Below are 24,105 nucleotides of genomic sequence, written 5' to 3' on the forward strand. Positions count from 1 at the left end.
ATTTATAAAGAATCAATGAGAGGATTCACCATGTCTGTAATTAAGATGACTGATTTAAATCTGGCGGGTAAACGCGTATTGATCCGTGCTGATCTGAATGTGCCGGTAAAAGATGGCAAAGTTACCTCTGATGCACGTATCCGTGCGTCCTTGCCGACGATTGAGGCTGCGTTGAGTCAGGGAGCCAAGGTCATGGTTACTTCTCACCTGGGACGCCCGACTGAGGGAGAATACAACGAAGAGTTCTCACTGCAACCTGTCGTTGATTATCTGAAAGAAGCCCTTTCTTCTCCTGTTCGTCTGGAAAAAGACTACCTGGAGGGTGTTGAAGCGGCGGAAGGCGAATTAGTGGTTCTGGAAAACGTTCGCTTCAACAAAGGTGAGAAAAAAGACGATGAAACGTTATCCAAGCAGTATGCTGCACTGTGTGATGTGTACGTAATGGATGCGTTTGGTACAGCGCACCGTGCGCAAGCGTCAACCCACGGCGTTGCCAAATTCGCGCCAATTGCCTGTGCGGGTCCGCTGCTGTCCGGTGAACTGGAGGCTTTGGCCAAGGCACTGCACAAGCCTGCTCGTCCAATGGTGGCGATTGTGGGTGGTTCTAAGGTTTCAACCAAACTGACGGTGCTTGATTCCCTGTCTAAAATTGCCGATCAACTGATCGTGGGGGGCGGGATTGCCAATACCTTCGTTGCTGCGGAAGGGCACAACGTTGGCCGTTCACTGTACGAAGATGATTTGATCCCAGAAGCGAAAAAACTGCTGGAAAGCTGTGATATCCCGGTTCCTACCGATGTGCGTGTGGCGACAGAATTTTCTGAAACTGCACATGCCACACTGAAATCCACCAGCGAAATTAAAGACGAAGAGCAGATCCTTGATTTGGGCGATGCGTCTGCTGAACGTCTGGCTGAAATCCTGAAAAGCGCCAAGACCATTCTGTGGAATGGGCCGGTAGGCGTTTTTGAATTCCCTAACTTCCGTAAAGGAACCGAAATTGTTGCCCGTGCCATTGCTGAGAGCGAGGCTTTCTCAATCGCAGGTGGCGGTGATACCTTGGCAGCCATCGATTTGTTCGAAATTGCTGACAAGATCTCTTACATCTCTACGGGTGGTGGTGCTTTCCTTGAGTTTGTTGAAGGCAAAAAGCTGCCCGCCGTTGTGATGCTGGAAGAACGTGCTAACAGTAACTAAGTTGTGATAACAGGCAGCACTGACTGCCTGTTCAATGTCAATACAGGACCACGTAACATGTCTAAAATTTTTGATTTCGTAAAACCGGGTGTCATCACTGGTGATGATGTTCAAAAAGTCTTTGCCGTCGCTAAAGAAAATAACTTCGCATTACCTGCGGTTAACTGCGTCGGTACTGATTCCATCAACGCAGTGTTGGAAACGGCGGCAAAAGTACGTGCTCCGGTCATTATCCAGTTTTCTAACGGCGGTGCGTCTTTCATTGCAGGTAAGGGGCTGAAAGCAGAAGGTCAGCAAGCCGCGATTATCGGTGCTATTTCCGGTGCTCACCACGTTCACCAAATGGCAGAACATTACGGTGTGCCGGTTATTCTGCATACCGACCACTGTGCACGTAAACTGCTGCCGTGGATCGACGGCCTGCTGGACGCGGGTGAGAAACACTACGCGCAAACCGGCAAGCCACTGTTCTCTTCCCATATGATCGACCTGTCAGAAGAATCGCTGGAAGAAAATATCGAAATTTGCAGCCAATATCTGGCACGCATGGCGAAAATCGACATGACGCTGGAAATCGAACTGGGTTGTACGGGTGGGGAGGAAGACGGCGTTGATAACAGCCATCTGGACAGTTCTTCCCTGTATACTCAGCCGGAAGACGTGGCTTATGCGTATGAGAAACTCAATGCTATCAGTCCACGTTTCACCATCGCAGCTTCTTTCGGTAATGTTCACGGTGTCTACAAACCCGGTAACGTTAAACTGACGCCAAAAATCCTGCACAACTCGCAGGAGTACGTGTCTGAGAAATTCAACCTGCCACACAACAGCCTGGATTTTGTCTTCCACGGCGGTTCCGGTTCTACCGCAGAAGAGATTCAGGAAGCGGTTAGCTACGGTGTAGTAAAAATGAATATTGATACCGATACCCAGTGGGCAACTTGGGAAGGTATTCTGAACTACTACAAAAAGAACGAAGGCTACCTGCAAGGCCAGTTGGGTAACCCGGAAGGTGCGGACAAGCCTAACAAGAAATACTATGATCCACGTGTTTGGCTGCGTGCGGGTCAGGCGACGATGATTGTTCGTCTGGAACAGGCTTTCAAAGAACTGAATGCGGTTGACGTACTGTAATAACAAGTTGTTATTCAGAAAGCCGTTATTGAGCTAATGTAAAAGCTGGCTACATTCTTTTTGAATTAGCCAGTTTGATCTAAAAAATAAAACTAATCGTTTTCTGGGGTTATATCAAAATAAGTGGGTTCTGTTAATGAACACTCTTCTGCTGATATAATCGATGAAGCAATTAAAATAACTGGTTTTTTGTGATTATCGATATAAGGAATAGAAATTTCCGTTGTCTGAGTATACAACTGCCCCCACTCGTTAAATACGATGGGTTTCTTTCCTTTTATTAACTTTCTTCTTTCAATTAAGGAAGAGGTTGCTTTCATTCGATCAAGCTGTTTATTTTTCTCGAAAGATCTATTTATCACATATTGAGCAATCCAGGATTGGGATGTGGCACAATAATCTAAATCGTCGTTTGTTGACGATAAGGAAATACCGGGAACAAAGAGTATTGCAAGTGCAATAAGTTTTTTCATACTATTCTACCACTAATTCTCTATCTACAAATTGGATAATTTCCTTCTTACATTGGCATTATACGTATTATTTATGCGAATCCATCGTTATTTATCGCCTATATAAAGAATCATATTCTATAATTTAAAAAGGCAAAATTTCCGCCCGTTATTTGAATTACCAACGAGCGGAAAATTTATTTAATCAAACAGAATTAGGATAATGATACTTACGCTTTCATAATCCTGTTCAGCCACGGCACCATAAAGGCCATAATCACGGCGACAATCAGAGTGGCAATCCCGATTTTACCAAAGACTTCCATATAAATTGGCAGGGTTTGCAGTGGATTCGTTACGCCTTCTGGTGCGGCAGTAAAGGTTGCCACATAGCTACCTAATACGGATGCGGCGGCTTGTGACAGGAACCACATACCGAGGATAAAACCCGTCAGGTAGCTAGGCACAAACGTCGCGACCATTGCCAGCCCTAATGCACTGATCATCAACTCCCCGACGCTCTGGAACAGATAGACCAGCACGATAAACCACGGGGATGTTATACCCTGCTCATCAGCAAATAAACCAGAGGCAGCAGCAGTCAGGAAGCCCAGCGAGCACAGAAACATGCCGAAGGTGAATTTGGTTGGCATGGAAAAATCTTTACCTTTGGCACCCAGTTTGGTGTAAACCACGGCCAAGATCGGGCTGACGATAATGATCCAGAATGGGTTCAGAGCCTGAAAACTGATGGGATTGATATTAAAACCCAGAATCTGATGGTGAACGTTGTTGATGGCAAAGAAGTTGAGGGAAGTCGGCATCTGGTTATACAGGATATAGAACACGATGGCTTGCAGCATCAAAATAAATGCCACAAACATCTTATTGCGGCCGACCTTATCCTGTTTGAATGCCTGCCAGAAGAAAATCATCACTACAATAACCGAAATCGCCATCAGGGCAATATTAGCAATTTTGATGTTGTGTAATAGCCATGCACAGATACCAATCATCACCACTGCACCAATCAGAACCAAAAACAAGGTTGCGTAGTTAAGAGGGGCATGGTCGGGTTCAGAACCAATATTATGTATCATGCGGCGGCAGGCAATATAAACCAGCAGGGCGATAATCAAGCCAATCCCGCAGATATTATAGGTGATGGCATAACCATATTTTTCAGCAATGACGGGGGCAAACGAAAGAGAAACCAGAGAACCCAGGTTGATGGACATATAAAACAGCGTAAATGCGCCATCTAAACGCGGGTCTTGCGGCGGGTAACATTTTGCCAGCAGGCTGGCCGGATTAGCTTTGAAAAGGCCATTACCGACAGCAACGGTTCCCAAAGCATAAAAAATCAGCTCAGGCTCCATGATGGAAAGTCCAATCATGAAATAGCCGATTGCCAGTACAATGGCGCCCAGAACAATGGTTCGTTTTGTCCCCAATAAGTGATCACCAACATAGCCACCGATGGAAATCAGGCCGTAAACCAGTGCCGTAAATGCACCGAAAGTAATAAATGATTGTGTTTCTGAAAATCCAAGTTGTTGAACGAAGTAAACAGCAAGAATGCCTTGAACACCGTAGTAGCCAAATCTTTCCCATAATTCCACAAAAAAGATCATAAAAAAGGGTCTGGGTTGATCCCATAAACCGACCGGAGCGGTTTTACTCATAATAAATGCCTCTATATAGCTATTATTTCGCTGGCAATACATCCAGATGATTGTACTGTTGTTAACATATCTGTAACACAATGTATCGCGCGGGTTGTGATTTTGTTTATTTATTCAAGGTGATCGTGAAGCGAGGGAGGTTAATATACTAGTATGCTAGCTTCTCAACGGTGGATCACACTAACGAAAAAAGTAATACCATATTTGGCATAATATTCACTAAATGAATATCAAAAATTATTAATATGGGGGTTGTATGCTTGCAAATAAACCAAATTGATTAACATTAAACCAAAATTAACTTGTTATTTACTGATGAGAGTCATAGAAGATGGCTTGCTATCATGTATCATTACTAAAATCTATATATTAGATTTTTTTGTGGAATGTGAAAGTGATTTGTATGGTATCGCTGTAGTAAACTAGAAAAGCTAACTCAGTTATAGATTGAAAGGAGATACAGGACGAGAGCATGAGTATTTGTTTATTATCCAAGGCTTGAATGTGAACTTTTCACAAACCAGTGGTTTAAAAATCACCCCAATGCAGATTGTTTTTCAAACAAAACAATGAGTGTAATATCGATGAAGTTTGATTAAAACTCTATCTGGATATAATTCAAGCATTCGTCTCTCATTCTGGAAAGGAACATCATAAAAAGTACGGAGAAAGAGAAAAGTATAATAAACAGACCCCACCCATAATGTTAATAAAACGACTTACCGAACTGAAATTCATTTTTTTTGTAGTAAATATAATTACATAGCCAAAAACTAATAACCATATTGTCATTATAATAATATGAATAGAAGCAAGAATAATGAAGTTTGACACATTAATATGGTTTGATGTTAGATAACTTGGAGCTACAGTAAGATATAGTATAATTGCTTTTATATTCATAATATTAGCGATATAGGCATCTTTTATTGTTGCATTTTTTTTTGTTACTTTTTTTGCACTGTTTTTTTCTGAGTATATTCCATTTTTTATTAATGTATAAGAGAGATAGATTAAATAGATAGTTCCTATTATCTGTATGATATTTATAATGAATGGATATTTTGTCACTATGCCTGTAACGCCTAAGCCAACCAGTAATGCGTGAGTGTAAATCCCCAAGGATGTCCCTATTATGATGGAAAGCAGACCTTTTATTCCTCTATTCATCACATTGGTCATGCCGAGAGTAAAACTCGCACCAGGGGATAAGGCAATAGGTAATATGGTAAGAATAAATCCGAAAATATTCAAAATATCACCTGTTTATTATTTCGAAACAAAACTATTTTTAACATATTTAGAATGTTATGCATGGAGTTCTTTTCAAGAATTTCATTTTTTTTAGTATCTATCATAAATAATTTATCCATGTTGATTATATATTTTTAATTAACAGTCATACATGTTTTAAATGGCTTTTAGAAAAAATTTTACTAACTAATTAATTTTATTCCTTGGATTCGCATAGTAAGTGCAATTTCTAAGAAAGGCGGTCAGTTGCTATAGTAGGCATCTTTCTCGCCAAAGGAAAATGCACTATGGCCTATACGCAACTGACCGAAACAGAAAGATACCAGATTTTCGGCTTAAAAGAAGCCGGTTTTACACAACGTTTTATTGCAACGTCGCTTAATCGGGCCCCATCAACAATTAGCCGGGAATTGAGACGAAACCGGGAAGCCGAGAAATATGAACCTGAACAAGCTCAGCGTAAAGCATTAGAACGCCGTCATTCTAAGGTAAAAGCCGTAAAAATCACGCCAGAGATAACAAAGTGGATAAAACAGTTAATTTGGCAAGATTTAAGTCCGGAACAAGTTGTGGGTTATCTCAAGCGGGAAGCGAAAATCTCTTTACATCATGAAACAATTTATCGATTGATTTATAAAGATAAAATAAATGGCGGTGATTTATGGCAACATCTTAGGATAGCGAAAAAACCGTATCGTAAACGCTATGGAAGCCATGAGCACAGAGGAAAAATTAAAAACAGAGTCAGTATTGATAAGCGCCCAAAAATTGTTGATAAAAAGCAGCGTATTGGGGATTGGGAAGGGGATACTATCGTTGGCAAAGATCGTAAAAGTGCCTTATTGACTTTAGTTGAACGAAAATCGTTATTTACGATCATCATTAAACTTGAAGATAAAACAGCAGAAGGTGTTGCCAAAGCGGCGACAAGACATTTATCGATGATAAAACATAAAGTTAAAACAATTACCTTTGATAACGGACTCGAATTTGCCGAACACGAACGGATCGGTAAAAATTTAGAGACAAAAATTTATTTTGCTCATCCGTATTCCCCTTGGGAAAGAGGGATAAATGAGAACATAAATGGATTAATCAGAGATTACTTCCCAAAAGGAACCGATTTTAATAAGGTATCAGAGCGGGAGGTTAACCTTGTGGCAAACCGACTAAATAATCGACCACGTAAGACACGAGATTATAAAACACCGAATGAGTTATTTACAGGAACCCCAACTCATTTACTTCGTTCATTACGGTGTTGCGCTTAATATGCGAATCCAAGTTCTATAAATACAAAGTATAAACATGTTGTGAACATTTATCAGTTACAGCATCGTATCTAAATTTTTAAGGTTGTAACAAATATTTTTGCCAAGTACCATTTTTCTCTAAATAGAGTTCTCGTAGATGTAACCGATCTTCTTTGAAAGTTAAAAACTCGATTGTATTAGGTTCTACTCGATATCCTCCCCAATTTTTTGGTTTTGGAATGGGATTATCACTTAATGTTCCTATAACTTGAACAACTTGCTTACGTAATTTTTGCTCTGAGGATAATAATTGACTTTGCTGACAGCTTAGAGTGGTTATTTGGGCATCTCGGGTACGAGAGTACCAATATTTTTCTGCGTCTGATTCTGATATTTCAAAGGCGAGGCCTGTAACTCGGACTTGGTAACCAACACCTTCCCACCAAAATGTTAGGGAGATTTTTGGATTACGTTGCAGTTCTTGCCCTTTTTTTGAATCCAAATAGGTACAGAAAATAAACCCCCCATTGTTTACTGCTTTTAAGTCAACAAAACGTCCTGAAGGAAAGCCTTTTTCATCGAGAGTAGATACACAAACTGCATTGGGATGTTTCAAATTCAGGTTGTTTTTGACTTCATCCCACCAAGTCTTGAATTTTAATATTGGATCTTCAGACATAGTTTCCTCAGGTATTCATTGCTAATTAATGCCGATATATATAGAAAGCATCAGGCTACAAGCATAAAGCCCGATGCTGTCTAACTCTTTGTGAAAGAACCGCACATAGAATAGTCTAATCGACCAAATAAAAATTTCCTAGTCGTTTTTTATAGTTACTGGTATCCTGTAGAAAAAAATTTGAGGGATGCTCCACCACCAGATGAGGTGTTGGAGAATGTATCTATTTCGGTTAGTGTATCGCCTCCCATAAATAACCCTTCTACACCTGCTTTATGAAGTGAATCGTAACATTCTCTTGCATAGTAGCTATCAGCAACACTTAATGGACCTGCGGCAAAGAAGGAATAATCGTTAGGCGATAAAAAGACACTGTTTAGAAACTCTTTTTCAAAGATAAAATCTATAATTTTCTCTTGTAATTTAATATCAGTAAAATTGCGTAAATTTCGTCTTCCTTCCATATCTTCTACAATTAGTTTTCTTGGGATATATATTTTAGACAATAAAGTAGCAGGAAATTGAATATTAAAATAAGCGGATCTGCCAATATTTATCCCTATGGTTTTTAACACACTATTGAGAACCAAGCCACCAATAATAATCTTATACACGCTTGAAATACCTTTATGAGAAAGTAGGAACTTAACCTTTTCTATTTTATTTCCTCCTAGAATTAATAACGTTTTCTGGTTAGAAAAAAGTTTTTTACGCCATGTTTGCAAACCTTTTAACTCCTGCTGGATTCCTTCTGAGTAACTCCAGGGTAAAAAATTTTTAATTGCGGTATTTGACGCGTTTTCACGGTGTAACTTGCAAAAACCACCAATGATAAGTTCATTACCTAATTGAGATAATTGTTTTGCGAAATTTATATTGTTGTCTTGTTCTTCTGGATATAGTCGGGTATTGCTGAATAAGATAATATCTCCTGGTTGCATCTGGTTAGCACGTTTTATTGCCTCTTCGCCGACGCAATGTTCAAAATAGTCAACTTTTCGTTGCAGCCTCTGGGAAAGTATTTGGGCTATATAAGGTGTTTGTTTAGCACTATTTTTTTTAAAATCTCCTTGATGGTTTAGGAGGGAAATAGCTTTATTTGTATTTAATAAAGGTAATAAAGAGTTAACTTCTTCATCAATGCGAGGATGAGATGTCACTCCTTCATCAATATTGATTCCAGCGCTATACAAAATCACGTTTCTATTTTTCATAGGTTATCTCTGAATACTTTTCTAACTCGGGATACTAATTCGTATAGTTCATGTTGGGTAATGATAAATGGTGGGGTGAACAGTAAGGTGAGTGAATCTTTATGTTTTCCAGAAGAGCGGCAAGCATAGAGGTTAATGCTATGCTTGTGTCCTGATGGTATGAATTTTGCGCTCATACTTTGATGGAGGTTTGTTTCAATTGCCCAAAGTAACCCTTGTCCACGGATATCTACAATACAAGGAATATCGGATAACATCTCATTCAGTAATAAGCCGAAATATTCACCTTTGGTTTTGATATCATGCATGCCAATTTCGTTTGTTAATACGTCTAAAACCGATAGAGCTACACCAGTTGATAGTGGGTTACCAGAATAGGTATGACCGATAAAATGTGGAGTTGATTGAGATGCTAGCAAGTGGCCTATTTCTTCTGAGATCAATAGCCCTGAAATGGGGGAGAAACCTGCGCCAAGGCCTTTCCCGATCACCGTAATATCTGATTCAACGCCCCATGTTTTCATATTAAACCATTCTCCGGTACGTCCCAAGCCAGTGACAATTTCATCAGCTATTAGGAGAATGTTTCGTTCTTGAAGGCCATTCTTCAGTGCTTGCATATATTTTTTATGTGGAACCAAGGCTCCACCGGATGATGCAGTAATTGGTTCAATAAAAACACACGCAATACGTTCAGATCCGAATTTATCAATAGTATTTAGTGATTCAGTAACACATTCAAGTTGGCAGCTGTCAGGTAACTTATTCAATGGGCATTGGAAGCAATAGCAGGGTGTCAATTTTACGCTACTGGTTACTGGGTCAAGAGAATTGCCCAATAAATTATGTCTGCGAGCTCGGTCATCTCCATAGCTAAGAGATTGGATTGTGTTACCATGATTGGTTATTTCTCGTCCCAGTGCATAAATTTTGCCTTCTTGCCCTTTATAACGAAAATAATCTAATGCAATACGATATGCCGCTTCTGATGCTTCTGAACCTCCGTTGAGAAAAAAAGCATAGCGTTTGTTGTCATCTGATAATAGGATTAAACGTAATGATAGAGTTTCTGGTTCATTACTGCGAAAATGAAAACGATATGCAAAATGAAGACGTTCAACTTGATTTTTTATTGCTTCAATCACTGTTGGGTGGCAATGGCCCAAGTTGACAGTCATTGGGCCAGACGAGGAATCAATGTATCCCTTGCCATTTTCATCAAATAACCATATTCCTTTTCCTGAAACTACTTTAGGTAAATCTGGGGAAAATCCTTTAAACGGGTACATATAGCTCATAATAAACCTCAGTGTTAAATACCCATCGCTACGTTGGCAATGGGATAATGTTGTCACTTGTAAAGCTGTAGCCTAGGCTTACATTTTGGTTTTATGTTAAGGGATTATTTTTTGCTTATTCAGTGATGATTCTGTACCAAATTTGTTGGTATTGCTCAATTCCCGTTTCACTGCATTGATACAGGCTAACACGTCATTAGCGACATGGTGATTAACATTTGGACGAATAGAGCCATTTTGAAAGAACATAATTCCTTCTGAGGGTTGGCCTATACAGAACACCAGCTCTTTTTCTCCATGACAATTAATAAACTGGAATTCACGTGTGATATTAAAACTTGATATGGGATATTCAACGCCATTCTGATCCTTATGAATCCAGCAGGATGCTATGCCTTCGTTAAGGAGATTGGTAAATAGTTGGCCTTTGGCTTTTTTGACATCGAAATTATGTAATTTAGCATCGATCATGGTGTCAAGTGTCGTTAAATTTCCAGGATCACTCAGGCTATGAAGATAGACGATATTATCATCGATCTGGATATTTGATTTGGCATAAGTGACATCGACAATATTTGCTTCAATAAGAGCTTCAATTTTTTCCATGAGTTCAATGCAATTACCGTTGGCCGCACGGTTATGTACAGCATAGAAATCTTTCAGCATCCAGTGATAAGAAGCAGGGGTAATTCCCCCAAAGTCAACAGCATAAACAACACATTGACGCAAATCTCGGAAAACGTCATCACAAGCGCCTTTATATGGATTATCTAGATTACCTTGTTCTGACTGTAGACGATCTAATTCCATGAACTGAAGAAGTCTGTCACGGTACGGTGTATTCGGACTAAAATTCATATGTGTAATGGGATCGACAATGAAATCCCAATTGAACAAATGTGCTTCAGGTTCGGTACTATGTCCCCAAGGGCTGCCCATTGATGGGAGTTGTTGAACTACCTGAATAATATTGCCACTTTCTGCAACTTGCTGACCATAAACAACATGGACAAATCGTTTAACTGCGGATTCTATGGTGACATGTTGGATAAAAGTAGTGGTTTGATCATTAAGATAACGTCTAATCTTGAAAACAGTCTCTCTAGCCAAAATATCGACAGCTTTAGTTAAGAATTCAATTGCCGTATCTTTTTGCATGTTGTGTTGGTTATGGCTAGAACTAAAATTATCCACTAATGGCCGAGTTTGTTCGAGCATGAGCTCTAATATTTCCTGACCAAATAGAATTCGGTAATAACATAGTTTGAGTTCCAGTAGCAGTACGGGAAAAATATGGCGATCAAAATCTAGCTGCTTCGAATGGTTGACGGGAGAACTATCCGAGTGGGAAGGAGCACCTAATTGTTCACGAAGTTTGTCCACAAGTTGACGCGTGTAAAAATAACCGTTGTGTTCATATTTTTGTAAATCAATTTCTTTGAAATTATGTGGACGGCTGTAGGTGAAGTATCCTGATCGGCTAAGTGCGAAGATCTTTTTGGGTTCTTCTCCTGACGGCTTATATTTTAGTTGATTATTTTCACGGATAAACTTCCCTCCTTTATTTTCGGTATAGTAAAGCATTATATCAATGGCCGTAAGCCCCATTCCTATAATACCAATTCGTTTTTCTTGCCATTGTGGCACATCAAATAGAGGATAAGCAAAATTGTAATACTCTGTGCATGTTTTTAATTGCTTGGACAGAACTAGGTTGTCCTTCAATTCTTGATGTCCAGTGGCTAGAATTACAATATCAAAAATGTGAGTTTTTGAGTTGGTCATTGTACTGAGTTTGTATAGACTACCGGATTCTTTTTTTATACCATTGACTTCATCTTTTATAAGTTTTATATCAGCCCCAGTCGCCAATAATTCATTGACTAGTGCATAGAAAATTTCTTTTAATGATTCTCCATATAATTCACGCGTAGGGAATTCATCTGGATTTTTATTATATCTTTCATCCTGTGTAAGAGTATATTTTCTTTTACACCACTCATTGAACGTTATATTGGTTGATTTTGGAAAAAATCCACATATATTATTAGATTTATCGGGAGCGTAAGCAAGCTGGCCAACGATACGGTTTAGCATGCTGGTTTTAGGCTGCCGTGGGGAATGAGCCCAACCAGAACCAAAGTCACCATATTTATCAAATAGTGTTATATTTAGTCTTTGTTTTGGATTTTCACTTAGTACGCCTAATAGACCATTAAGAAGGTACATACTATTAGGACCACCACCGATTATTGCAATTCTAGTCATTTAATTTTCCATATTTTAGTTGAGTGTAGAAGTTATACCCATGATAAAAAGGATATGTAATGTGAATGATTTTTTAAATCTATTTCTGTTTTTAATTTGAAGGGTTATATAATTTTTCCAATTTATTTATATTCCTTTCGTTAGTTAATTCAAATAACTCCTCTAATGTTGAAACATTGTGTTCGACATTTATAAGAGATTTTTCATTGTAGATTCTTTCTGCGGTTCTTTTCATGCTATAAATAGAGCTTCTTATAAGATGATTGGCCCAGATTAAATTGTCAATACCATAATAAATAAATTCTGAATATTTTGTGTTGTAATATTTTGTTGGAACTGCAAATAGAGGTAATTTTCCTTTCCAATGTTGAGAAAATTCAAATACTTCAGTTGCAGTATTTTTCTTTGAGTGAATAAGAATAGCATCAGCACCTGCTTGCCTGTATGCTTCAGCTCTCTCCAAAGCTTCTGTCATAGGTTTACCAGAAATTAACGCCTCTACTCTAGCGACCAGAGTAAAATTACTTCCCCCTGTATCTTTGGCTGCTTTTATTTTGTTGCAAAATTCCTCAATAGGTGCTAGTTCTTGTTTTTCACCGATGAAAGAATTTATTTTGGGGAAAAGTTTATCTTCAATACACAGGGCATTAATAGAAATTTGATTGAGTTTTTTTACAAGGCGTATTACATTTAGGTAATTACCAAACCCTGAATCACCGTCGACTAATATTGGAATATCAACATTGTCTGACATTTGCTCCAATGCGCTGAGCACTTGCGTCCACGATGCTTCATTACGATCAGAAAGCCCCATTGAAGCGCTAATAGAAAGTCCCGATGCCCAAATAGCTTCAAAGCCAGCCTGTTCGACAATTTTTGCACTTAATCCATTATGTGCTTCCATAAATTGTGTTTGTATTTTGTTTTTTAATCTTTCTTGAATATTCATTATTAAGTACTCAAGAGAAATTAATTGCAAATTGGTTACCATAACCGCCCAATAACGTATTTAATTCATTCTCCATTGTCTCCTGAGTCCAAGTGATAAAACGTCGCCAATGGTATTTGGCTTGTTTCCAGACGATTTCAATCAAATTCAGCTCTGGGCTGTAGGCGGGAAGGTAGAATAAAAACAGGTTGTGTTCTCGTAACCAGCTATTTCTGATTTTTTCTTCAATCCCGTGATGGATACGCGCATTATCCAACACTAAAAATGTCAGGCGGTTGTCCCCTTGTTGGGCGAGCTGCTCTAAAAAATCAATCACGTCATCTCGCGTGATACTGCCTGACGTTGTCTGGTAAAACAGCGTGTTATCCGTGTAATTTAACGCCCCCAGAACTGACCGCCTGTCATGCTCTTGAGGCTCAGTTTCATGGGGCTTACCCCGTGGACTCCATCCATATTGCACCGGAGGAGATGCGGCAAAACCCGCCTCATCAAAATAGACCAAACGGTAATGGCCTAACTGTGCTCCAGCCTTAATTTTATTCAGCAAGGCGGATTTGTTAGCAAACTCCGTTTCGTTGCGCTTTTTTTAAGCGATAGACGGGTGCGTTTATAGGTGAGCCCCTGCTTTTTCAGGGTATTTGCCAGCGTTTCAAGCGTACAAGGCAGGGGCCCATGCTTTGCCTCAACGCACTGGGCTATCCGTGCGAGAGTTAGGGACTCTGCACAGGCAGCTTCGACCGCAGTGGCAATCATTTCAGGCGTCATAGCGAGATACCGGCCTCCAGCATGACCGCCTAATAATCCCGCTATCCCTGAATTGTGCCACATGTGAACCCAATTATAGATAACCCGGAGACTGCATCCTATTTCAGCGGTGATCTGGGACGGCTTGCTCCCTCTGGCAAGCATGAGCAAACCCGTTCCTCGCGTACGGATATCCCGGTGGGGATGATTCAAAGCGAGTTGTTGCAATGTTATTCGTTCAGGCTCAGAAAGTATTATCTTCGATTTCATAAGGACAGGCAGAAAATCAGGTTATCGTGTTATCGATTGTAACAGTAATGCAGATAGTTTATCTGATTAACTTACAACTCCTAGATTATAATCTATTTCTGTTTCACATTTAATAATTATTAACTAATATACTTCTTTCAGAAGTTTTTCTTCTAGAAATCGGATAATTAAATCAGCAATTTTTTCTTGTGATTCATTTGTCATTGCACCAATGTGTGGCGTGCCAATAAAATTATCTAAAGTGAATAATGGCGAGAATTGTCTTTCATATTCGAAAACATCACTGGCTGCGCCATAAATATCTCTATTAGCCAGTGACTGATAAAGATCTTGTTCAGAAACCACACCTCCTCTGGCAACATTGATCAAAATTGATGTTGGTTGCAAATGGCATAGGTTATTTTTATTTAGCAGATTTTTTGTCGATTCAGTGTATGGACAACAGACGACCAATATGTCGTTGAATGCCATCAAAACATTAAGATCATCAAATAAAGTGATATCTTTTTTTTTCATATCCGCTGCACGTTCTGCGGTGTAATGAGAAACTGTACAGGAAACCTGCATATCATATCCTTTGGCAATGCGTGCAATTTCTTGTCCTATACTGCCAAAACCGATCAGGCCTAGATTTTTATTTTTCAGCTCAAAACCCATCAGTAGTTTTTTATTCCAAATGTTGGATTCTATTTCTGTACTTGCTCGTTTTATATGACGAAAAAGACAATGCATTAAGCTAAAACTGAGTTCTGCTACAGCTCTAGAATTAGTACTCGGTGTGTTGTAAAAAAGTATATCTGTTTTACTTAAAGCCTGTAGATCAATATTATCGATACCTGTCCCTGCACGTATAATCGCCCGCAGGTGCTTTGCTTGTTCAAGAAATTGGTTGTTTATTTGTGCCCCACTGCGGAGTACTAAGATATCGTATTTTTTAATACAATTTATTAATTCTTGTTGTGTAATGGGATGTTTTACCGTAATGGTAAAGTTCCTCTCCATATAATTTTTCAATTTTATATGAATAGGATCTACAATAAGGATTTTTAATTTAGAGGCCATAGCGTGTTAATCCTGTGGATTCTTTGATGTTTAGCATAAGATTCATATTTTGAATGGCAGTTCCTGCTGCACCTTTGACTAAATTATCGATGACGCTGACAATACGTAATTCACCAGTTTTTGGAACGATATCAATAGATATATGGCAGGAGTTTGAACCAATGACTTTAGTAAGTTGAGGATAAATGCTGTAATCTTTTTCAATACCTTGAGAACCTCGATTTAACCCAATAATAGACACAAACTCATTTGATTGATAATAGGATTGTAAATATTTCAGAATCTGTAGTCTGTCATGTGTTATTTCCGTATTCAACTTCATGGCTTGTACCATGAAAATACCTCTAACAAAATTTCCATGTGAAGTGATTAAGGAAATATTTGCCTGTTTTCCTGTGGTCTCTTTAATAATATTTTCTATTTCATCAGTATGGCGATGGCCATTGAGGGAATAGGCCAGCATGTTGCCAAACTGATTATAATGAAGTAATTCTTTTTTGTAATGGTTTCCAGCTCCTGAAGTCCCGTTAACGGCACTAATAAAAATTGTGTCGGTATTTATTATAAATGGCTTGCCAAAATGGTAGGAGTCTCAAAGAAACTCAGTCCTATTTTTGCGAATGTCTTGATTGCAATAAAAGAAACCGCAAAAGGAAGGACTGAGTTATGCTTATCTTACCACCAACCTCCCGAAATGAACGGCGCCAGATGAAAAAAGTCGTTCAAAAAACCACAGATAAAAATTATGCCCACCGGATCATGGGCATACTCTGGTTATGCCAAGGAGAGCCGGTCTCCCAAGTGGCCGATAAACTGTGTTGCGCTGAGTCTTCTGTCTGGCGCTGGATTAAGCGGTTTAGGGAGCTGGGATGGATGGGGTTACTCAGTTTACCGGCAGGCCGCCATACCCGATGGCATTTAACCCCACTTTGGCCTTTTCTGTCTTATCTATTGGAACATTCTCCCCAACAGTTCGGTTATCTCGGTTCCCGATGGAGCCTGGCCTTTTTTGTATTTTTAATCAAAAGGTTACTTAATATCACCCTTTCAATGAGCAAACTTTACCGTTATTTCCGTCAACAAGGGATTGTCTGGAGAAAAGGGGCCCCGACAGTCAAGTTACCCGATCCGGAATATGAAGAAAAAATGGCCCGCATTACCGAAGCGCTTTCCCGGGCGTCAGAGAAACATCCTGTTGTTTATGAAGATGAAGTGGATATTCACTTGAACCCGAAAATCGGGGCGGGCTGGTATTTTAAAGGCCAGCAAAAACGCATTAATACGCCGGGTAAAAATCAAAAATACTACGTTGCGGGTTGTCTTGATGTCCGGACCAACAAAATTGTTTTTACGGGTTACATGAAGAAAAGCGCTCAATTATTTATCAATACGTTAGAAGAATTAAAACGCCAATATCGTCACGCAGAAACGCTCACCGTGATTTTAGACAACTACATTATTCATAAAAGTAAGTCAGTAAAAGCGTGGTTACGACAGAATCCAAGCGTGACACTTTTATTCCTTCCGGTTTATTCGCCCTGGTTGAACAAAATAGAGCGGTTATGGCAATCGTTACATGAAACGGTTACCCGTAATCATGGTTGCCAATTTATGTGGCAACTGATTAAAAATGTGAAAATTTTTTTAAAAACGGCGTCAGGAAAAAAGACGTTGAAAGGAATCAGAAATATCAGAGTCTCAGCATTATGAAAAGGCATTTATTTTCTTTGATCAAAGGAATAAGACCACATAAAGCTGCATTAACATAACATCCAGGATTAGCGATATAGTGACTTTTTTTGATAAGTTCCCGGTATTCTTCAATATAACCGTAAGTGAATTTCTCTTGTAATTCCTTTGCTTCATGTGGTATTCCATAAATTTCTTCAAAATGAGCAGGATCTGTAAAGCGGAAATCAGCACCTAAATCAATGATTTTTGCATTGCTATAGCTGAAAGCAAGGGCCATAGCATGTGATTCACCAGATGGTAAGCAAAGGAATATGACATCAGGCTCTACATGTTGTATTTCTTCTAGTGTATATGTTTTCTTAGCAATACCGATCAGATTAGGATGTAACGATTCAAGATCTATATTCGCTTCTCGAGAGATGGGATAGATTTCTTTCACGCAGGGATGAAACGTTAACAATCTAATAACTTCACATCCAGTCCAGCCTGTTGCACCAATAACAAATGCTGTAATTTTCATTCTAAATTTCCTATTGACTCGATTAATACTTTTCCGTTTGAATTTCCATTGAGCATGTAATCTTTAAGTTCATTGAAATGAATTTTGATAGTAATTATTTTTTCTAACTGTGAGTGCATGGTTGTAGCGCTATTCAGCATACCAACAGCTTGCTGTAAATCACCGGGGGTACTTAGGAATGAACCACTGACTTTTAATTCCTTGCGTACAATAACATTCATGTCAAATTGGCTAATAGTGTCAAAATAAGAAATTAACAATATCGTGCTGCCAATGGCCATTAGATTGAGAATTTGGCTGAAATTCAATTGATTTCCCCCTGCGACAATCATTATATCAAAATGATTTTCTGTTAATGCAGAGTAGTCATCAATTGTGATGAATCCAAGTCCGGCAACAAAATCCCGTCTGGCCGGATTTTTTTCTACGAAAATTATCTCATAGGCACTGTAAGTTTCTTGGCAGACAAGGGCACTTAGCTGACCTATTGCTCCTGCACCAATAATTAGTATTTTTGTCGTAGGAACAATGCTAACTTTGTTAAGTGCATGTATAACAATGCTGAGAGGTTCAGCGAGAACGAATAAATGTGAATCTGAATCCGAATTATCAGGAAGAGGCACTAATGAACTATGATGAACAACCATATGTTTAGAAAATGCTCCACCGCTACCGGCAGTATTATAAGTGATCTTTTTTAAACAGTGGTTATAACGTTTAATCTGACAGAATTTACAATGACCACAATAACCATAAGATAGTGCTGTGACAAATTGTTTTTCTTTGAATCTTGAAGTACTGTTGGTATTTATTATTTTTCCAACAAACTCATGACCAAGAATAGCTGGATATTGTTTGTAAGGGTGATTTCCGTGGAGAACCATATAATCTGAACCACAAATAGTTGCTTGTTGAATTTCCAGTAATAAAAAATCAGGTTTGAGTTCCAATGGAGATTCTTTCTGATAAAATTGATAGCCTTTTTTCATGCATATTAAAGAATAATTCATTATCTTTTTCCTAAGTAATTAATAGCCAATGAATTTATTGCCTCGTTACCTATTTTATTTACTAAAGGATCATTGGTAATATTGCCTTTTATCCTTTTTGAAATATTTTTTGGGGTTATATCTAACGTTTTTAATGTATCTATTAAGGTATTTAATTTTAATTTAATGAGTATTTTTTCAACGTATTCATTTAGTGGCATACCTTGCGTGATATCGTTTGGTAAAGGTTTTTCAACATGGTGTTCAATCAAGAATTTGATCCACTCTGGATAAAATGCGGCCAAACCAGCACCATGAGATAATTTATATATAGGAGATAAGGCTTGTTCAAATCGATGAGGTAAACAAGTACTGTTGTGGCAGACGCAGATGCCTCCTAGTAAAGCAATATAGGCGATATCATCGTAAAATTGATCGTCAATATTGCCTTTTGAATATTTATCTACAACATTATTAACTAAAGATAGTGATTCTAAGGCAAGTAATTCAATAAATCTGTTTTGTTTCACGGCTTGAATGGCTTCAAAAGCATGAGTAAAACTATCGAATATCGTTTCGCATAAAATATTATCAGGCAATGTGTGACCCAAAGTAGAGTCAATCAGAGCAATGTCTGGAAAAATAGCTGTTCCTCGGATGCCATCTTTATTACCATTGCTGCTGTCTAGAATTATTGCTCCTTTGGTTACCTCTGAACCTGTTCCAAATGTGGTGGGAACCGCGATATGAAATAACTTTTTGTTCACGTGTTCAAAGGTACTACCGACTAAGGTTGCAAATTGTACCGATTCATCGATACAGATTGAAGCAGCTTTACCTAAATCAAGGATGTTGCCTCCACCTACCGAAATTAGGGAATCAAAATTTTCACAGGATAACCGTTTTTTTATCCTTAGCAATTCTTCAGTTGATGCTTTAGTATGACTTTTAATAATATAAGGAATTATTTTGATTTCTGTTATTGTGTTGATTTTTTTAAATAATTTCATCAGGATTGGTGATCTTTCTAATGCGCCTTGCGAGATAATTAATAATGTTTTGGTAAGTTTATTTTCTTTGAGGTAGAGGAATAATTTCTCTAACGAGTGTCTTTCAAGAATTATTTTTGTTGGCAAGCTAAATGATATGCCGAAATTGTTTTTTGATATTGTATTCATGCTTGTTCTCATAATTTTTAATGTTAGTGAAAATAAAATTAGTTGTCATGGATAATAATTATTAATGAAGAGTTATTTTTTATTTTAATTGTTAATTTTAAAATAAAAGAGCAAATATTTATTGTCAGTGGTACGATGTTTCATTTTTTGTTTGTAAAAATTTGTTTTACATAAACAAATAATCTTGTTGCTTGATAAGTGATATTTTTTATTATAATTGATATTTATTCAGGTGTTGTTTTTATTATGTTATATCATCTTGAGTTTTTTGTTTCAATGTTTTTTTTGAAAAAATCAATATGTTACTTTGTGATTTTTATTTTTGTTTTTCATTTTTTGTTTTGTTTTATTTTAATACACCCAATAGGTTTATGATTCTACCAGGATAAAAAACAATGTAACGAGTAACACTGTAATTTGAAAAGTAAAGAAGATTTTTATACTCATATTGTATTCACAATAGATAAATTACCATTTCTTTGCGAGTTGGATTTAATTTAAATGGTAGGAGTTTCAGGTTGTTGAATATCCTTTACCTTTCAAACTATAGTTTGAAAGGTAAAGGATATATATCCGATGGGATAATATTTTAAACGGTGGTAGCTACAGTCTTATCCATCACCGGATGAAAGCCACGCTTAAAGTAAATCAGCCCATGACCTTCTTCACGAACCATAATCTGTTTTATTTCTACCAGATAGACATAATGAGTCCCCACTTCCTGTACTTGCTCAATACGTCCCTCTAAATTGGCGAGTGCTCCTTGCAGCAGGGGTTGCCCCAGCACACCGGTTCGCCAAATATCCCAATTGAAGCGCTCTTCCATGCTGACATCCGTCATGCCCGCGAAATGGCGTGCCATCAATTCCTGTTCATGATTCAGGATATTGACACACAGATGACCGTTTTCCTGAAATACCGGATTCATGCTGCTCTTGCGATTAATACAGACCATCAAAGTCGGAGGCGTATCAGTCACAGAGCATACTGCCGTTGCCGTAATACCGCAGCGCCCTGCAAGACCATCCGTGGTGACGATATTCACCGCAGCGGATAGGCTTGCCATCGCATCCCTAAAACGCAGGCGATGTTCATTTTCTACAGACATAATAGCCTCCTGCTACTGACTTATTTCAGCAGCTTATCTAACAGGTTAATATCACGGTTATTGTGCAGGTGGGGTCGGGTCCAGCCATTCAAATCATAGTCAGAGAGACAGCGATCCACCAATTCCGTCATTTTTTTCATATTGCCGGAGCCATAGGCATGGCGCAGGCATTGCAGGCGAATTTCATCCTGACTACCGGCATAGTTGATTTCGTATAATTCATGGCGGCCGCCGAACTCACTGCCAATGGCATCCCACATTAATTTCAAAATTTTGATGCGCTCTACGTGGTCAATACCGTTAGAGCCACGGACATACTTTTCAAGATATTGATTGATTTCAGGATTATTCATATCACGCACGCTGGATGGCAAATAAATCAGGCCGCTGGTGACGTTGCTTTCAATAATATTCTTGATTTTTGTATAAGCCATGGGCGCCATCACGCGATACGTTTGAATCGCTTGGGTATCGGGCAAATAAGCCCCATTTTCCCACGGCTTGGCTTCTGCCCACATCGCATCGGTCAATGACCAGAACAGATTGCGCCACGCAACCACTTCGCCCAAATCGGCCTGAACACCACGGAATTCCACCACGCCGGTGCATTCAAGGCTTTTTTGCAGCAGCGCCGTAATGAAATCCAGTTTAACCGCAAGGCGCACGCAGGCTTGCATGGGAAATAGCCGCGCAAAACCACTTTGCACCGCCCAATTGCGGGCGCGATCAAAATCGCGATAAATTAACACGTTTTCCCATGGAATTAATACTTTATCCATCACCAGAATGGCGTCATTTTCATCAAACCGACTGGAAAGGGGGTAATCAAAAGGCGTTCCGGTCGCACCGGCCACCAATTCATAAGAGGCGCGGGAGATTAATTTCACGCCATCGGCGTCCATGGGGGCAACAAACATCAGGGCAAAATCAGGATTATCCCCAATCACCTGCGCAGAGCCAAAACCGATGAAATTATAGTGAGTCAGGGCCGAATTGGTGGCGACGACTTTGGCGCCGCTGACAATAATGCCGGCATCGGTCTCTTTTTCTATCTTGATAAAGACATCCTTGACCTGATCGGCGGGTTTATGGCGATCAATCGGTGGATTAACAATCGCATGGTTGAAATAGATGCAGCTTTCCTGAATGCGTTTATACCAGAGGCGGGCATTGTCAGCGAATTGTCCATAATATTCAGGATAGGCACCCAGTGAGCAACAGAATGCTGCTTTATAATCGGGTGAGCGTCCCATCCAGCCATAGTTCAGGCGTGACCATTCCGCAATGGCGTCGCGCTGTTGGCGGATGTCATCTGTGCTGGTGGCGAAACGGAAAAATTTGTGGGTGTAGCCATCATTACCGGTATCGGTATCCCAACAGAGGGCATCGTGAGTTTCCGGGGCATGAAGGGCATCATACAGTTGACCAATTGAAGCTGCGGCATTGCGGAAAGCCGGGTGGGTTGTCACATCTTTGACGCGTTCACCATAGATGTAAATTTCACGGTTATCCTGAAGTGAACGCAAATATTCTTTACTGGTAAATGGGCGTTTATGGTCAGCCCGCAAATTTTCTAGTCTCATAGCAACCTCATGTTCCGAAAAATCCCCTTATTTGGGTTTGTTATCCATATGGGGTTTGTATGTTGATTTTATGTTTCTTGCATTATTTGATTGAAGCGACTAAACGGTCTCTGTTGAAGAGACTTTCGGCAGGTTTACTGGTACTTTTCGATAAAAACAGCGAGTTTGTTGCGTAAATGTGATCGGCTTGGTGTTTTTACTCATAGCGGTGCATCAGTCTTAATGTGCCATTAAAAAAAGTGCTGAGATCGCGACCATTAGAGAGGAAGACATTGTTATCCCAAGGGTCACAAATGACGGCTTCATGGTTCCAGCTTGCTGATTGATGCGGTTCACCTTGATTTCTGCCAATCACAATAAAAGCATGGTCACTGATCCCCATTTCATTAATGATGACGAAACGTTCAAGTGGACGGGCACCTCGCAGCAATAAATAAGTAAAAGCAATTTGTGATTTTTCATTACAATTACCGACACCCGCTTCTACGGCATAGTTATTGGAAATTAATCGTTGCCTGATGAGATGTTTCTGTGGCTCTTTAGCGGCATAATATCTGGCAGGATTAGTAATTCCCGGCTCTTTATTGATGATATCCGGATATTTTTTCATGGTATCGGCAGCCCGATTTTGATAATAATGATTTAATGTTTTTTGTCCTTTTTCCCGTATGGCTTGGAGGCGCTGATTATAATAAATTCGGTTTGAAGGTAGAGAGTGTAAATATTCTGGCGGTCGGTTCGGCGAGATAATGCCAAGCGTAATATTAATATGTTTAATCGCTTTGTTTGCCAAATATAAATTTAATGCCTTTCCCATCATTGACCTTCATGAAATTATTGTATTTTAGATTACAGTTAACTATTGAAAAAACGCTATTATCAACATGTTATTCGATTGCATATTATCCAGAGGGGAGTTGTATGACTCTATAAACTATAAAGACTCTATAAACTATAAAATAGTGCAACCGTGACCTTATCTGGGAATGTTATTTCCATAACGATAGTTTAGAATCAATCTTCCTGTAAATGGAGTTTTGCTATCATAAAGGCTGCTTGGGTAACACTGGTTATTCCATGGATCACACACCACCGATTCACGGTTCCAGGTATTGGGGAACAAGTCATTTCCTGCTACTCTGCCAATGACTAAAATTGAGTGTGCATCTTCTCCTTTGTTATCAATATCGATATCAAATAGTTCAAGTGGTCTTGCTCCCCGCATCTTAAGATATGAGAAAGCAAGAATGGTTTTTTCTCCACAATTTCCCAGGTGAGACGTTACAGTGTCAAAGTTAGAAAGTAGAAAGTATTTTCTGTAAAAAGAATCAGAGAGTGTATTGCTATTACCAAGCATTGGCTCAAGTCTCTCTTGAATTGAGTTTCTCATACGTGATAACTCAATATTACATCTGCGTCTTTCATCTTGTTGTTCCTGTGTTTGAGTCGGTAGCTGATTTGGCGATATTACTCCAACCGTATTGTTCACATAATTAATGGCTTGTTTAGCTAAAAAGAGATAGCGTAATGTTAACATTGACATAATTACACTCCTGTTGAGTGGAGATATTGTTAA

At 39.0% G+C, this 24,105-nt stretch carries 23 protein-coding genes; 4 read left to right on the forward strand and 19 right to left on the reverse strand.

All coding sequences use genetic code 11. From position 1 onward, the window contains the following. Nucleotides 1-30 precede the first annotated feature (30 nt). On the forward strand, nucleotides 31-1,197 hold the full coding sequence (pgk, locus tag XDD1_RS04595) for a phosphoglycerate kinase (protein WP_045969109.1): 1,167 nt from the start codon (nucleotides 31-33) through the stop codon (nucleotides 1,195-1,197). 57 nt (nucleotides 1,198-1,254) lie between these two features. Beyond that, a complete protein-coding gene (gene fbaA / locus XDD1_RS04600; RefSeq protein ID WP_045969111.1) occupies nucleotides 1,255-2,331 on the forward strand; it encodes a class II fructose-bisphosphate aldolase in 1,077 nt (358 codons plus the stop codon). Nucleotides 2,332-2,423: 92 nt separating this feature from the next. Here the strand turns inward: fbaA and XDD1_RS18380 are convergent, their stop codons facing one another. The 3 genes from XDD1_RS18380 to XDD1_RS04615 form a co-directional block, all read right to left on the reverse strand. Continuing rightward, entirely contained in the window at nucleotides 2,424-2,804 is a 381-nt protein-coding gene (locus XDD1_RS18380; RefSeq protein ID WP_052705641.1) for a hypothetical protein, read from the reverse strand. A gap of 209 nt (nucleotides 2,805-3,013) precedes the next feature. Next, nucleotides 3,014-4,468: a dipeptide/tripeptide permease DtpB gene (gene dtpB / locus XDD1_RS04610; RefSeq protein WP_045969113.1), complete on the reverse strand. Its 1,455-nt coding sequence runs from the start codon at nucleotides 4,466-4,468 to the stop codon at nucleotides 3,014-3,016. 651 nt (nucleotides 4,469-5,119) lie between these two features. After that, nucleotides 5,120-5,722 (reverse strand): LysE family translocator, encoded by a 603-nt coding sequence (locus XDD1_RS04615; protein ID WP_045969115.1) that lies wholly within the window; start codon nucleotides 5,720-5,722, stop codon nucleotides 5,120-5,122. A 287-nt stretch (nucleotides 5,723-6,009) separates the two neighbouring features. Between XDD1_RS04615 and XDD1_RS04620 the strand changes: the two genes are divergently transcribed. Then, nucleotides 6,010-6,993 carry an IS30 family transposase gene (locus XDD1_RS04620; RefSeq protein ID WP_045968417.1) on the forward strand — a complete coding sequence of 328 codons (984 nt, stop codon included), beginning with the start codon at nucleotides 6,010-6,012 and terminating at the stop codon, nucleotides 6,991-6,993. Between the two features lie 79 nt (nucleotides 6,994-7,072). Here the strand turns inward: XDD1_RS04620 and XDD1_RS04625 are convergent, their stop codons facing one another. The 9 genes from XDD1_RS04625 to XDD1_RS04665 all read right to left on the reverse strand — a co-directional run bounded on the left by XDD1_RS04625 (nucleotide 7,073) and on the right by XDD1_RS04665 (nucleotide 16,024). Next, nucleotides 7,073-7,654: a pyridoxine/pyridoxamine 5'-phosphate oxidase gene (locus XDD1_RS04625; RefSeq protein WP_045969117.1), complete on the reverse strand. Its 582-nt coding sequence runs from the start codon at nucleotides 7,652-7,654 to the stop codon at nucleotides 7,073-7,075. 155 nt (nucleotides 7,655-7,809) lie between these two features. Then, nucleotides 7,810-8,868 (reverse strand): phosphoglycerate kinase, encoded by a 1,059-nt coding sequence (pgk, locus tag XDD1_RS04630; RefSeq protein ID WP_045969119.1) that lies wholly within the window; start codon nucleotides 8,866-8,868, stop codon nucleotides 7,810-7,812. Beyond that, nucleotides 8,865-10,166: an aminotransferase family protein gene (locus XDD1_RS04635; RefSeq protein WP_045969121.1), complete on the reverse strand. Its 1,302-nt coding sequence runs from the start codon at nucleotides 10,164-10,166 to the stop codon at nucleotides 8,865-8,867. The genes pgk (XDD1_RS04630) and XDD1_RS04635 overlap by 4 nt, the downstream gene beginning before the upstream one ends. A gap of 96 nt (nucleotides 10,167-10,262) precedes the next feature. Beyond that, nucleotides 10,263-12,434 carry an FAD/NAD(P)-binding protein gene (locus tag XDD1_RS04640; protein WP_045969123.1) on the reverse strand — a complete coding sequence of 724 codons (2,172 nt, stop codon included), beginning with the start codon at nucleotides 12,432-12,434 and terminating at the stop codon, nucleotides 10,263-10,265. Between the two features lie 91 nt (nucleotides 12,435-12,525). Further along, nucleotides 12,526-13,383: a phosphoenolpyruvate mutase gene (gene aepX, locus XDD1_RS04645; RefSeq protein WP_045973335.1), complete on the reverse strand. Its 858-nt coding sequence runs from the start codon at nucleotides 13,381-13,383 to the stop codon at nucleotides 12,526-12,528. A gap of 10 nt (nucleotides 13,384-13,393) precedes the next feature. After that, nucleotides 13,394-13,930, reverse strand: a complete 537-nt coding sequence (locus tag XDD1_RS04650) for an IS630 family transposase (protein WP_084720900.1) — start codon at nucleotides 13,928-13,930, stop codon at nucleotides 13,394-13,396. Next, complete coding sequence (locus XDD1_RS04655; protein ID WP_045968011.1) at nucleotides 13,924-14,397, reverse strand: helix-turn-helix domain-containing protein; 474 nt, start codon at nucleotides 14,395-14,397, stop codon at nucleotides 13,924-13,926. The genes XDD1_RS04650 and XDD1_RS04655 overlap by 7 nt, the downstream gene beginning before the upstream one ends. Before the next feature lie 123 nt (nucleotides 14,398-14,520). Further along, nucleotides 14,521-15,459 carry an NAD(P)-dependent oxidoreductase gene (locus XDD1_RS04660; protein ID WP_045969125.1) on the reverse strand — a complete coding sequence of 313 codons (939 nt, stop codon included), beginning with the start codon at nucleotides 15,457-15,459 and terminating at the stop codon, nucleotides 14,521-14,523. Next, a complete protein-coding gene (locus XDD1_RS04665) occupies nucleotides 15,449-16,024 on the reverse strand; it encodes an Asd/ArgC dimerization domain-containing protein (RefSeq protein WP_084720942.1) in 576 nt (191 codons plus the stop codon). Before XDD1_RS04665 ends, XDD1_RS04660 begins: the two co-directional genes overlap by 11 nt. Before the next feature lie 101 nt (nucleotides 16,025-16,125). Between XDD1_RS04665 and XDD1_RS04670 the strand changes: the two genes are divergently transcribed. Continuing rightward, complete coding sequence (locus tag XDD1_RS04670) at nucleotides 16,126-17,169, forward strand: IS630 family transposase (RefSeq protein WP_045969127.1); 1,044 nt, start codon at nucleotides 16,126-16,128, stop codon at nucleotides 17,167-17,169. Here the strand turns inward: XDD1_RS04670 and XDD1_RS04675 are convergent. From XDD1_RS04675 to XDD1_RS04705, 7 genes are all read right to left on the reverse strand, one after another. Then, nucleotides 17,150-17,671, reverse strand: coding sequence for a hypothetical protein (locus tag XDD1_RS04675; protein WP_052705643.1), 522 nt, complete (start codon nucleotides 17,669-17,671; stop codon nucleotides 17,150-17,152). The two genes, XDD1_RS04670 and XDD1_RS04675, sit on opposite strands and share 20 nt — an antisense overlap. Beyond that, complete coding sequence (locus tag XDD1_RS04680; RefSeq protein WP_045969129.1) at nucleotides 17,668-18,681, reverse strand: zinc-dependent alcohol dehydrogenase; 1,014 nt, start codon at nucleotides 18,679-18,681, stop codon at nucleotides 17,668-17,670. Before XDD1_RS04680 ends, XDD1_RS04675 begins: the two co-directional genes overlap by 4 nt. Further along, a complete protein-coding gene (locus XDD1_RS04685) occupies nucleotides 18,681-19,838 on the reverse strand; it encodes an iron-containing alcohol dehydrogenase (protein ID WP_045969131.1) in 1,158 nt (385 codons plus the stop codon). The genes XDD1_RS04680 and XDD1_RS04685 overlap by 1 nt, the downstream gene beginning before the upstream one ends. Nucleotides 19,839-20,427: 589 nt before the next feature. Next, a complete protein-coding gene (gene hpaC, locus XDD1_RS04690; RefSeq protein WP_045969133.1) occupies nucleotides 20,428-20,946 on the reverse strand; it encodes a 4-hydroxyphenylacetate 3-monooxygenase, reductase component in 519 nt (172 codons plus the stop codon). A gap of 20 nt (nucleotides 20,947-20,966) precedes the next feature. Then, nucleotides 20,967-22,529, reverse strand: a complete 1,563-nt coding sequence (gene hpaB / locus XDD1_RS04695) for a 4-hydroxyphenylacetate 3-monooxygenase, oxygenase component (protein WP_045969135.1) — start codon at nucleotides 22,527-22,529, stop codon at nucleotides 20,967-20,969. A 196-nt stretch (nucleotides 22,530-22,725) separates the two neighbouring features. Further along, nucleotides 22,726-23,139: a hypothetical protein gene (locus XDD1_RS04700; RefSeq protein ID WP_156979642.1), complete on the reverse strand. Its 414-nt coding sequence runs from the start codon at nucleotides 23,137-23,139 to the stop codon at nucleotides 22,726-22,728. Nucleotides 23,140-23,505: 366 nt separating this feature from the next. Continuing rightward, nucleotides 23,506-24,072 carry a hypothetical protein gene (locus tag XDD1_RS04705; RefSeq protein ID WP_045969139.1) on the reverse strand — a complete coding sequence of 189 codons (567 nt, stop codon included), beginning with the start codon at nucleotides 24,070-24,072 and terminating at the stop codon, nucleotides 23,506-23,508. Nucleotides 24,073-24,105 lie beyond the last annotated feature (33 nt).

The organism is Xenorhabdus doucetiae (genome assembly GCF_000968195.1).
In the GTDB taxonomy this organism is placed as follows: Bacteria; Pseudomonadota; Gammaproteobacteria; order Enterobacterales; family Enterobacteriaceae; genus Xenorhabdus; species Xenorhabdus doucetiae.